The organism is Oscillibacter sp. ER4, from assembly GCF_000765235.1.
GTDB classification, from domain to species: domain Bacteria; phylum Bacillota; class Clostridia; order Oscillospirales; family Oscillospiraceae; genus Hominicoprocola; species Hominicoprocola fusiformis.
In genome coordinates this window covers 1-10516 of sequence record NZ_JPJG01000104.1, presented here as the reverse complement: position 1 = coordinate 10516, position 10516 = coordinate 1, and the positions used below count along the sequence as shown (strand labels likewise).

The 10516-nt window shown below is 58.3% G+C and carries 10 protein-coding genes and 2 tRNA genes; 5 read left to right on the top strand and 7 right to left on the bottom strand.

All coding sequences use genetic code 11. The features are described from left to right. Positions 1 to 120: 120 nt before the first annotated feature. Positions 121 to 1095 (bottom strand): phosphate acetyltransferase, encoded by a 975-nt coding sequence (gene pta / locus NI20_RS0113035; protein WP_033121819.1) that lies wholly within the window; start codon positions 1093 to 1095, stop codon positions 121 to 123. A gap of 258 nt (positions 1096 to 1353) precedes the next feature. Here pta and NI20_RS0113030 point away from each other — a divergent pair, with 258 nt between their 5' ends. Next, complete coding sequence (locus NI20_RS0113030; RefSeq protein WP_197055404.1) at positions 1354 to 3069, top strand: peptidoglycan DD-metalloendopeptidase family protein; 1716 nt, start codon at positions 1354 to 1356, stop codon at positions 3067 to 3069. Between the two features lie 393 nt (positions 3070 to 3462). Here the strand turns inward: NI20_RS0113030 and NI20_RS0113025 are convergent, their stop codons facing one another. From NI20_RS0113025 to dusB, 6 genes are read right to left on the bottom strand one after another with little or no spacing between them, the layout of a single operon-like run. Continuing rightward, entirely contained in the window at positions 3463 to 4755 is a 1293-nt protein-coding gene (locus tag NI20_RS0113025) for a folylpolyglutamate synthase/dihydrofolate synthase family protein (protein WP_052084717.1), read from the bottom strand. A gap of 55 nt (positions 4756 to 4810) precedes the next feature. Continuing rightward, positions 4811 to 5722, bottom strand: a complete 912-nt coding sequence (locus tag NI20_RS0113020; protein WP_033121818.1) for an RluA family pseudouridine synthase — start codon at positions 5720 to 5722, stop codon at positions 4811 to 4813. After that, entirely contained in the window at positions 5694 to 6347 is a 654-nt protein-coding gene (gene lspA, locus NI20_RS0113015; RefSeq protein WP_242843002.1) for a signal peptidase II, read from the bottom strand. Before lspA ends, NI20_RS0113020 begins: the two co-directional genes overlap by 29 nt. Continuing rightward, a complete protein-coding gene (locus NI20_RS0113010; RefSeq protein ID WP_033121817.1) occupies positions 6344 to 7147 on the bottom strand; it encodes a zf-HC2 domain-containing protein in 804 nt (267 codons plus the stop codon). The genes lspA and NI20_RS0113010 overlap by 4 nt, the downstream gene beginning before the upstream one ends. Beyond that, a complete protein-coding gene (locus tag NI20_RS0113005; protein WP_033121816.1) occupies positions 7144 to 7755 on the bottom strand; it encodes an RNA polymerase sigma factor in 612 nt (203 codons plus the stop codon). Before NI20_RS0113005 ends, NI20_RS0113010 begins: the two co-directional genes overlap by 4 nt. Before the next feature lie 17 nt (positions 7756 to 7772). Next, positions 7773 to 8741, bottom strand: coding sequence for a tRNA dihydrouridine synthase DusB (dusB, locus tag NI20_RS0113000; protein WP_033121815.1), 969 nt, complete (start codon positions 8739 to 8741; stop codon positions 7773 to 7775). A gap of 148 nt (positions 8742 to 8889) precedes the next feature. Between dusB and NI20_RS0112995 the strand changes: the two genes are divergently transcribed. From NI20_RS0112995 to NI20_RS0112985, 4 genes are all read left to right on the top strand, one after another. Then, positions 8890 to 8976 (top strand) — tRNA-Leu (locus NI20_RS0112995). Positions 8977 to 8996: 20 nt separating this feature from the next. Continuing rightward, positions 8997 to 9072: transfer RNA gene (locus NI20_RS0112990), tRNA-Met, on the top strand. Between the two features lie 387 nt (positions 9073 to 9459). Beyond that, the gene (locus NI20_RS15885; RefSeq protein WP_255358024.1) at positions 9460 to 9594 is read left to right on the top strand and encodes a hypothetical protein; all 135 of its coding nucleotides are present in this window, start codon (positions 9460 to 9462) and stop codon (positions 9592 to 9594) included. A gap of 408 nt (positions 9595 to 10002) precedes the next feature. After that, on the top strand, positions 10003 to 10440 hold the full coding sequence (locus NI20_RS0112985; protein ID WP_197055403.1) for an ATP-dependent Clp protease proteolytic subunit: 438 nt from the start codon (positions 10003 to 10005) through the stop codon (positions 10438 to 10440). Positions 10441 to 10516 lie beyond the last annotated feature (76 nt).

Sequence of the window (10516 nt, the reverse complement as noted above, 5' to 3'; positions counted from 1 at the left end):
TATATCGTTTGTTTGGTACTCCTTTTGGCATAGCAAATCACCCCACTTGTTAGATAGTATATCATACTGTCTAACAAATGGGGTGCAGTTCACTAAAGCCGTCCTCTTTTTTTGAAGTATTTAGGCAAGCGCCGCGGTGATGATCGCCATGGAGTAGACCTCCTGAGCATTGCAGCCGCGGGAAAGGTCGTTGATCGGCGCGTTCAGGCCGAGCAGGATCGGGCCGTACGCGTCGAAGGAGCCGAGGCGCTGGGCGATCTTGTAGCCGATGTTGCCGGCGTTGATGTCGGGGAAGATAAAGGTATTGGCGTGGCCGCCGACCGCGTCGGTGATGTGCTTGGTCTTGGCGACAGCCGGAGAGACCGCCGCGTCGAACTGGAACTCGCCGCCGATCGGGGTGTCGGGCATGAGGGCCTTGGCCTTCTCGCAGGCATTGCGCATCTTGTCGACGTCCTCGCCCTTGCCGGAGCCGAGGGTGGAGTAGCTCAGGAAGGCGACCTTCGGGTCAACGCCGAAGATCTTGGCGCAGGAAACGGTCTCCTTGCAGATCTCGACGAGCTCGTCCTCGTTGGGCTTGATGTTGATGGCGCAGTCGGCCATGGCGAGCACTTCGTTCTCGCCGGAAGCGGCGGGACGGACCATGATAAAGCAGGAAGAGACGATCTTGTTGCCGGGCTTGGTCTTGATGAGCTGGAGCGCGGGACGGACCGTGTCGGCCGTGGAGTAGGTAGCGCCGCCGAGCAGGCAGTCGGCCTTGCCCATCTTGACGAGCATGGTGCCGAAGTAGTTGCTCTTCTTGAGCGCGGCGCGGCACTCGTCGGCGGTCATCTTGCCCTTGCGCAGCTCGACCATCTTGTCGACCATCTCGTCCATGCCGTCGTAATTCTCGGGGTCGATGATCTCGGCGCCGCGGATGTTGAAACCGATGTCCTCGGCGGCGGCAGCGATCTCATCGGGGTTGCCGACGAGCACGGGCTTTAAGAAGTTACCGGACAGCAGACGGGCGCTCGCTTCGAGAATGCGGGGGTCGGTGCCTTCGGTAAAAACGATCGTCTTGGGGCTCTTTTTCAGTGTGTCAATCAGTTTTGCAAACATGTTGATTCCTCCTGATATATGATGTGCCGATAAAATGGCACAGATTTACAGATATAGTATACACCTACTTTTTCACCGCCTCAAGAAAAAATAACGCAAAATCTCTGCAAAAGTTTACAAATTTTCCAAACTCTTACAACATATTAGCAGTATCATTTCCCTAAAAAGGCTTGACGGAGCCTTGAAAACCAAGTATACTGGTCAATGGTTACAAATTGTAACTTTTATTTTTACATGCATCCTCTAAGGAGTTTTGATATGTCAGAGCAAAAACGATCCACCCCCCAGCGCAGCGGCGCGTCCAGGCAGCGCCGCCGCTCGAATGCCTCGCCGCGAAGACGGCCGAGCAGGCGCGGCGGCATGCCGCAATGGCTGAGCGGCTGGCTCGAGCACATGGCGCTATTTTTTTCCACGCTCGGTGCGCGCATCCGCCGCATCGGCCCACGCGCCCGCACGGTCATGCGCGAGAGCAGGGCGCGCAACTTTCCTGAATCCAACCGCTTTTTGGTGCAGGTCTTCCTCGTCATCGGCGGGATGTTCCCGATGTGGCACTCGCTGCTGCATGAAAGGATCATGGCGCGCCGCCGCCAGCGCAGCCACGCTGCCGGCGAGCACGAGGACCGCTGGCGCAGGCACGCGCGGCGCGTGAATCCGTTCTACTTTATCGGCGGCGCGGCGGTCGTGGCTGCGATCGCGCTGTTTTTCTCGTTCTACACGCTGGGAACGACAGTAGAGTATAACGGCAGCGTGGTCGACACCGTCGCCAGCGCCGCGCAGGCGCGCAAGGCGGCCTCCAAGCTCGAGAGCATCACGACCGAGACGCTCGGCAAGTCCTACGAGATCGCAAAGGATGCCATCCATTATTCGACGGCTTTCGTCCGCCGCAGCGATGTGACGGATTCGACGACCTTCGAGCAGGACCTCGCCGACGAGCTCGGCCAGGTGACCTACGGCTACTCGCTCTATGTCGACGATGAGCTCATCGGTTCGACGCAGTACGCCGGCGCGCTGGACGAGCTGCTCAAGCAGATCAAGCAGGTCTACGCCTCGGCGGATACGCTGAGCGTCGACTTTGTCGAAAATGTCCGCATCGCGGAGGGCTACGTCCCGACCGACAGCGTGATGAACCTCGGCGAGATCGCCGAGATCCTGAATTCGACGAAGTCGGGCGAGGTGACCTACACCGTCGTCAAGGGCGACACCTGGGGCCAGATCGCCAACAACAACGGCATGACCGCCGCCGAGCTCGAAGCGCTGAACCCCGGCTACGACATCAACCGCATCCACATCGGCGATGCGCTGACGCTCTCGAACGCCGTGCCGTATCTGACCGTCAAGGTCACCGAGCGGCAGAACTATGTCGAGGACGTCAACTATGACGTGAACTACGTGAGCGATTCGTCCATGTATCAGGGCGACGAGCGCGTGATCTCCAAGGGCTCGTTTGGCAAGGCTGATATCGTGGCCGACGTCACCTATATCAACGGCGAGGAGCAGGAGCGCACGGTCATCTCGTCCGTCACGCTCTCCGACCCTGTGGCCGAGACGCGCGCCCGCGGCACGAAGGTCCGTCCGACCTGGTACCCCACCGGTAGCTTCCGCTGGCCGTGCTCGGGCCGCATCACGTCGTACTTTGGCTACCGCAGCACGGGTATCCGCGGCGCGACGAGCAACCACAAGGGCATCGACATCGCCTGCTCCTACGGCACGCCGATCTACGCCGCCGACGGCGGCCGCGTGACCTACGCGGGCTACAAGGGCGCGATGGGCTACGTCGTCATCATCGACCACAACAACGGCTATGTCACGTATTACGAGCACAACTCGTCGCTGCTCGTTTCCGCGGGACAGACGGTCTACAAGGGCCAGCAGGTCGCCAAGGCGGGCCGCAGCGGCGTCGCCAGCGGTGTCCACTGCCACTTCGGCATTCAGAGAAACGGCAGCTACGTCAACCCGCTCAACTATCTTAGTTAAAAACAAAGGACAGATGGCTTGTCATCTGTCCTTTGTTTTTAATAAGTTTACACTGCGCTGCATGCACGCGCCGAAGGCGCGCACACTTCGCTCCGTGAGAAGTGTAAATTCTGACGCACACGCCCCAGGGCGGCTTCTCTTGCCGCTTTGCGGCAATTCACCTTCTGTCGTCAGAATTTACGATTAAAATTATTTGCCGCCTGCGGGCGGCAAAGTCTGCGACGCTTTTTCCCGTTTTTCTGCCCGTATGGGCAGAAAATGCGGCGGATGTAGGTTGATGGGTTTTGCGCCGATTGGGGTGTGGGGGCCTGTTTGCCGCTGGTCGCGGCAAATGCGGCATGGGAATCATGAAAAGACCGCTGCGGCGTTTCGCAGCGGCCTTTTTTATCGTGTTTACTGTTCCGTCAGGATGCGGCGGACCTCGCCGGTGAAGTAGAGCGAGCCCCAGGAGCAGATGGCGTCATCCTCGCCTGCCAGCTCCAAGGCGCGGCGGACGCCGTCGTCGGTATCCTTGGCGGGGACGGCCTGCACGCCCTGTGCGTTCAGCCACGCGGCGAGCTCGTTTTCATCGAGTGCGCGGGCAGAAGGCGGCGTGATGACGACGAACGCCTTGGCGAGCGGGAGCGCGCGGCGCAGCATTTGCTGCCAGTCCTTGTCGCGAAGCACCCCTGTGAGGAAGATGAGTTTTTTGTCGCCGTAGAGCGCGGCGAGCGAATCCATCAGCGCGTCGACGCACTGGGGATTGTGCGCGCCGTCAACGATGAAGTCCGGCCCGCGGCGCAGAAGCTCGAGCCGTCCGGGCCACTGGGCGTGGGAAAGGCCCTCATCAATGGCCTCGTCCGTGAGCTTGCCCCAGCCGCGCGAGCGCAGCGCGTTGCACACGTCGATGACCGTCAGCGCGTTCAAGAGCTGATACTCGCCGAGAAGCCGCAGGTGGTACGGCCCGCGGCCGCGGTATTTGAACTCTTGACCGTCGAGCGAGGACGAAATGCGCTCAAGCTTTTCCTGCGCGGTGATCGTGAGAGCCACGTCCTCCTGCGCGCACTTTTCGCGCGCGACGTTCTCCACGCCCTCGCTCTGGCCGAAGAGCACGGCGTGTGAGCCGTGCTTGATGATGCCGCATTTCTCCGCAGCGATCTTCTCGACCGTGTCGCCGAGAATGGCCGTGTGCTCCAAGCCGATGTTCGCCACGACGCAGACCTCCGGCGCGGGGATGACGTTCGTCGAGTCCATGCGCCCGCCGAGGCCGACCTCGAGCGAGACGATGTCGCACTGCTCCTGCACGAAGTAGAGGAAGGCGATGGCCGTCATGATCTCAAAGCCCGTGGGCATTTCGCTCATGCTCTTCGCCGCGTTCCGCACGGTGTTCGTGAGCGAAATGAGGGAGTTGTCGTCGATCTCTTCCCCGTTCACGCGCATGCGCTCGTGGAAGCGCAGCAGGTGCGGCGAGGTATAGAGCCCCGTGCGGTACCCCGCGCGCTGGAGCACGGAGGCGAGCATCGCAGCGGTAGAGCCCTTGCCGTTCGTGCCCGCGATGTGGACGAATTTGAGTTTCTTCTCGGGGTTGCCGAGCAGGCCCAGAAGCTCGCGCGAGCGCGCAAGGCCCGGCGCGCTCTGCTCCCAGTTGTCGAATTGCAGATATTTGAGGGTCTCCTCAATGGTTTGCAGGTCTTTCACATTGTTCACCTGTATTTCCTGTAGAATAAGGCAAAGGCGTCGGCCCTCGCCTGCGGGTTTTGATCTATCGGTCGATCTTGCGCAGCATGGCGGTGAATTCCTCGGGCAGCGGGCATGTGAGCGAGACAAGATCCTTCGTCCGCGGGTGGATGAACTGGAGCCCCACCGCGTGAAGGCACTGACCCGTCAGGCCTGGAACGGCCTTTTTTGCGCCGTAGACCGTGTCGCCCAGGATCGGGTGGCCGAGGTAGGCCATGTGCACGCGAATTTGATGCGTGCGGCCCGTTTCGAGCCTGCAGCGCACATGCGTGTAGCCGGGATAACGGGCGATGACCTCCCAGTGCGTTACCGCGCGGCGTCCACCCGGAACGACGGCCATGCGCTTGCGGTCGCGGCTGTCGCGCGCGATGGGCGCGTCGACCGTGCCGCTGTCCTCACGTAAGTTGCCGACCACGATACACTCATACGTGCGCGCGAGCGTGTGGTCGGCCAGCTGGGCGGAGAGGAACTGGTGCGCGTAGTCGTTTTTTGCCGCGATGATGAGCCCGCTCGTGTCGCGGTCGATGCGGTGCACGATGCCGGGGCGCAGCGCGCCGCCGACGCCAGAGAGACTGTCGCCGCAGTGATACAAAAGGGCGTTCACGAGCGTCCCGTCCGAATGGCCCGGCGCGGGATGGACGACGAGCCCACTCGGCTTGTTGACGACGATGACGTCGTCGTCCTCGTAGACAACGTCCAGAGGGATGTCCTGCGGAACGGCGTCGATGGGCGCGGGCTCTTCGGGGGTGAATTCGATCTGCTCGTGTCCCGTGAGCTTGTAGCTCTTGTTCGGCGCTTTGCCGTTCACGAGGACACGCCCGTCCTCGACAGCTTTCGCCGCGGCGGAGCGGGTCAGGTCTTCAATTGCGCGGGCGAGGCAGGCGTCGAGCCGCGTACCGGCATCGGCTTCACTTGTTTGCAGCAGGATCGGTTCCATCGACCTTGTTCCCCCAGTTTTTCTCGTCGCTCTTGCTGTAAAAGGCAAGGTAGTAAATTAGCGCGCAGACCGTACCGCACACGACGAACACATCCGCCACGTTGAAGACGGGAAAGTCCATGAACATCGTGTCCAGCATGTCAACGACGTATCCGAGGCGCACGCGGTCAATGAGATTGCCGATGCCGCCGCCGAGGATGATCGCAAGCGACCACTGGCCCAGCGGATGGCGCACGATCTTGACGAGCAGCCATGCGATGGAGCACATGCCCGCCGCCGTCAGCGCGATGAGCAGCCACCGTGCGCCCGAAAAGCTCGACCACGCCGCGCCGTAGTTGTGCACGCGCGTGAGCTGTAACAGCGGCGGCAGTAGCGGCTCCGATTCGCCGAGCGACATTGTGTTCACGACGAGGAATTTGACGGCCTGATCCGCCGCCACGCAGAAAACCGCCGCGAGGGCAAGGCAGACCGCCTTGCCCTTGCCGCATCGGTAAAATGCAGCGTATAAAATCACCATCAGCGCCAGCGCGCCGAAAAAGATCCACAGGATCGGCCCTCCGATGCTGCCGGAGACGACGATCTGTGTCGTGCCGTCCGCGCCGCCGATCACGCCGATATCGTTCATTCGCTCTCCTCTTCTCCTGCGAGGGTGTTTTCCGCAGGCTCTTCGACCGCCGGTGCGGTCTTGGCGACCTCGACGATCAGAATATCGTCTGCCTGACGGAGCGCGGTGCACTCAGCCTCAGGCAGCTCCATGGCGTCTGCTAAGTCATGTGCCGCTTCGGCCACGACGAGGTAGCTGACGTACTCGTCATTTTCCGCGTACACGGCCATGCCGCGCTCGTGCAGAAATTCCGCCGCCGCGGGCACATCCAGCGTGATGATGGCATAGCCGCCGCTTGAGTCGGCGGAGCGGTCGTCTGCGCCGTCTTCCGTGTCATAGGTGTCGAACGGGCTGGCGTCGGCCTGCACGCCCTCCTTCTGCACGGCGGAATAGCTGTAGGTAAAGTCCTCCGCCGTGTCGCCGGACGCAGCGGGCGCACTCGCCGTGTCATTGCCGCTGGTATTGCAGTCCGCGGCGCTGTCGTTGCTGCTGACCATCGCGGGCGCCAGCTTCCACGCCGCGGCCGTGATGACAAGCAGCGCAAAGCACGCGGCCAGCACGCGCGGCCATGCGCGGCGGTGGCGCGATCTCGCGCGCTTTTCCTCATGCACCCGCTCGAGCACGCGCTCGGAAAAGCCCTCCGGCGCGTCGAGCTCGGGCATTTCCTCGAACATCGTGTGCACGATCATCAGTTCCGAGAGATACTCCCGGCAGTTCTGGCAGTGCTCTACGTGCGAGAGCACCTCTTCCTTTTCGTTTTCGCTCAATTCTCCGTCCACAAAGGCAGAGAGCGCGGCGGCGTACAGTTCACAACATTTCATTTGGCGCTCATCTCCTCACGATTACATTCTGTAACTTTTGACGAAGCAATTTCAAAAAAGTTCCCGTTTTCGGATAAAAAGTTGCGCAAAAGTGATCGGCCCCTGCTGATGCGCGATTTGACCGTGCCCAGCTCGATCGACGCGCTTTCTGCGATCTCGGTGTAGCTCAGGCCTTCGATCTCGCGCAGGATGAGCACCTTTCGGTACTCCTCCGGCAAGGCGGAGAGGCCCTCCTGCAATAATTTCTGTGCCTCGCGGTGCTCGACCGTCTCCTGCGGCTGGGGCGAGGTGTCGACCGCATCGACAAACAGCTCCTCGTCGTCGAGCGAGACGCTGCCGCTCTGTTTTTTTCGCCGCCGCAGCGTGTCGATGCAGGCGTTCGTCGCCAGACGGTAGATCCACGTCGAAAGCGATGACTCCTGTCGGAAGCGGTCGATCCCGCGCCAGAGCGCAAGAAAGGCATCCTGCGCGGCCTCCTCGGCGTCCTCGCTGTTGCCGCACATGCGGAAGCACAGCGTATACACTTTTTTCTCATATTGGCGGATCAGCTCTTCGAAGGCGGCTTCATCCCGCTTTTGAAGGCGCGCAATGAGTTCCCGTTCGTTCATAGCTTTTTATCTGATCCTCAGCGCAGATCCCGCTTGATCGACGCGCTGAGCGCGTGCAGCTCGGAAAGCGTTGAGAGCTGCACGATCTTCTCCTTATAATAATTCGCGTGGCTGATGCCCTTTAAGTACCAGCACAGGTGATGGCGCGCCTGCAACATCGCGACGCGCTCGTTTTGATACTGTGCGGAGAGCTCCACCTGACGCACGGCGGTGTCCCACCGCTCGGCAAACGGCGGCAGCGGCGGAATGCCGCACCCTGAGAGCGCGGCGGCGGACTGCTCGAAAAGCCACGGGTTGCCGAAGCTCCCGCGGCCGATCATCGCCATGTCCGCGCCCGTGAATTTAAGGATGCGCACCGCGGCCTCGGGCGAAAAAACGTCGCCGTTGGCGATGACGGGGATGCTGACGGCCTGCTTGACGTCGCGGATCGTGTTCCAGTCGGCCTCGCCGCCGTACATCTGCATGCGCGTGCGCCCGTGCACCGCGACGGCGCTGACGCCCACTTCTTCGAGCATTTTGGCGAGCTCGACGGCGTTGATGCTGCCCTTGTCCCAGCCGCGGCGCATCTTCGCCGTGACGGGGACCTTGACGGCGCGCACGACCGCCTCAGCGATGCGCGCGGCCTTTTCGGGATCTTTCATCAGCGCGCTGCCGTCGCCGTTTTTGACGACCTTGCCCACGGGGCAGCCCATGTTGATATCCAAGATGTCCGCGCCGGAAATTTCAATCGCCATCTGCGCAGCCTCGGCCATGCAGTTCACATCGCTGCCAAAGATCTGCGCGGCAAACGGCTTTTCGCTCGGAAACGGACGAAGCAGCTGCGCGGTCTTCGTGTCGTGGTAGCACAGCGCCTTGGCGCTCACAAGCTCTGTGACGGTGTAGCCCGCGCCTTTTTCGGAGCAGATCTGGCGGAATGCAGCGTCCGTTACGCCCGCCATCGGCGCGAGCGCGAGCTTCGATTCAATTTTTACCGTTCCGATCTGCATAGTCCGCCTCTTTTCGATAACAATACAAGTATAGTATAGCATAGCAAGGCCGACAAGTCAAAGGAACAAAACGTGGACGGAGAAGTTTTTTGCAAACAGGTGTTGACATCACGGCGGAGGTATGGTATATTATCTGTTGCCGATATCTGCCGGTGTGGTGGAATTGGTAGACACAGGGGACTTAAAATCCCCCGGTAGCGATACTGTACCGGTTCGAGTCCGGTCACCGGCACCAGTATTCCTTTAATTTCATATCGCGGAGTGGAGCAGTTGGTAGCTCGTCGGGCTCATAACCCGGAGGCCGTAGGTTCGAGTCCTGCCTCCGCAACCAAATCAGTTACCGTTGTTGATACAATTTCAACAACGGTAATTTTTTATTTGTTCCCGTTCTGGGGATGTTTTTGGAAGGAAACCGGGGATATTTCGAACATTTCCAGCCATAAGCAAATTGTATGCCCGGATTTGATGCGGCCATGGTCTGAAAAGACAGGGCTTGGTAAAATGACAATCGTTATAAGAATATAAACGATAAATTATTATTTTCTATATACACAGAACCGTCCATGGCTGGGAGTAACCCCGGATATGGACGGTTTTTTATTGATACCCATGGGACAGAAAGGACAAAAAGGACAGTCAAAATTCGGGCAGATCACCTACTTGTAATTTACCGCCGCCAGAGTTAACATCACACACACTTTTTATGGAGGGTGATGGAATGGACGAATACATCCGGCAGCTCCGAATCTTTGTCCGGGAGCATAAAATCATTTTTGAGGAGGACTGCCCACAGCCATGCTTGGATGTCCTGTGGTGGCATTATGGGGAGTATCACAACATGGACAGTCCCTAGGCGAAGGAAGGGTTCAAAAATCTCCGGGCCTGCCTGGACTCGCTACCGATCAAGGACAGCGATGTGGTGGTTGGAGAGGTTGGGTGCCTGTGCGCCGAGTATGAGCAGATCGCCTTTACCGCTGGACTGAAACTGGGAGCGCAGCTGATGCTGAAATTGATGGGTGATGATAATTGAAATAACGCAATTGGTTAGGCATTACATTTACTATATTGAGTAGAAGGAAAAAGTAAGATAGTGCCATATTTTCTAAATAGTTAACAAATCAGATGCTACTCGTGAGGATATTTATTTAAAAGTAGAAAATGATAGCTCAAGTAATTGCATATACTGGAAATGTATTATAAAACTTCTTGTATTTTTCTTAAAATCTGCTATCATATCTGTAGAGTAGAAAATACAAGGAGAGTGAAAGAGTTGATTAATAAATTGGAAAAAATGAACCAAATTGCCATCTCTGATCTCTTGAAGAAGTTGGAAGCAAAACTAGATGCCGATGTATTTACCTATTATGGTGAAATCGTCAATGGTGTCGAAAGCCAAGTAAAAGATCTGATTGAAACACTGGCAAAAGACTCAGATAAGCACCGGGCAATTTATGTTTTTTTAACAACCCCAGGAGGAAGCCTTACCCCAGTCCAACGGATGGTAGATATTCTTCGCCACTTCTATGAAGAGGTAAATTTTATTGTACCTGATTATGCATACAGTGCGGGTACAATCTGGTGTATGAGTGGAGATAATATTTATATGAATTACTACTCAACACTTGGACCAATTGATCCGCAGGTTCAAAACAAGGATGGAAATTTAGTTGCTGCACTAGGGTACCTATGGTGTATCTGAAAACAGCGCTTAGATGTGCAAAATGCTGAAAGCGACGCAGATCGCGGCGACCATAACAAAAGCAAGGAAGGAGTCA

Coding starts and splice junctions, on each gene's coding strand:
- pta (WP_033121819.1), bottom strand. CDS start 1,095: ATGTTTGCAAAACTGATTGACACACTGAAAAAGAGCCCCAAGACGATC.
- NI20_RS0113030 (WP_197055404.1), top strand. CDS start 1,354: ATGTCAGAGCAAAAACGATCCACCCCCCAGCGCAGCGGCGCGTCCAGG.
- NI20_RS0113020 (WP_033121818.1), bottom strand. CDS start 5,722: ATGGAACCGATCCTGCTGCAAACAAGTGAAGCCGATGCCGGTACGCGG.
- lspA (WP_242843002.1), bottom strand. CDS start 6,347: ATGAACGATATCGGCGTGATCGGCGGCGCGGACGGCACGACACAGATC.
- NI20_RS0113010 (WP_033121817.1), bottom strand. CDS start 7,147: ATGAAATGTTGTGAACTGTACGCCGCCGCGCTCTCTGCCTTTGTGGAC.
- NI20_RS0113005 (WP_033121816.1), bottom strand. CDS start 7,755: ATGAACGAACGGGAACTCATTGCGCGCCTTCAAAAGCGGGATGAAGCC.
- dusB (WP_033121815.1), bottom strand. CDS start 8,741: ATGCAGATCGGAACGGTAAAAATTGAATCGAAGCTCGCGCTCGCGCCG.
- NI20_RS15885 (WP_255358024.1), top strand. CDS start 9,460: ATGGACGAATACATCCGGCAGCTCCGAATCTTTGTCCGGGAGCATAAA.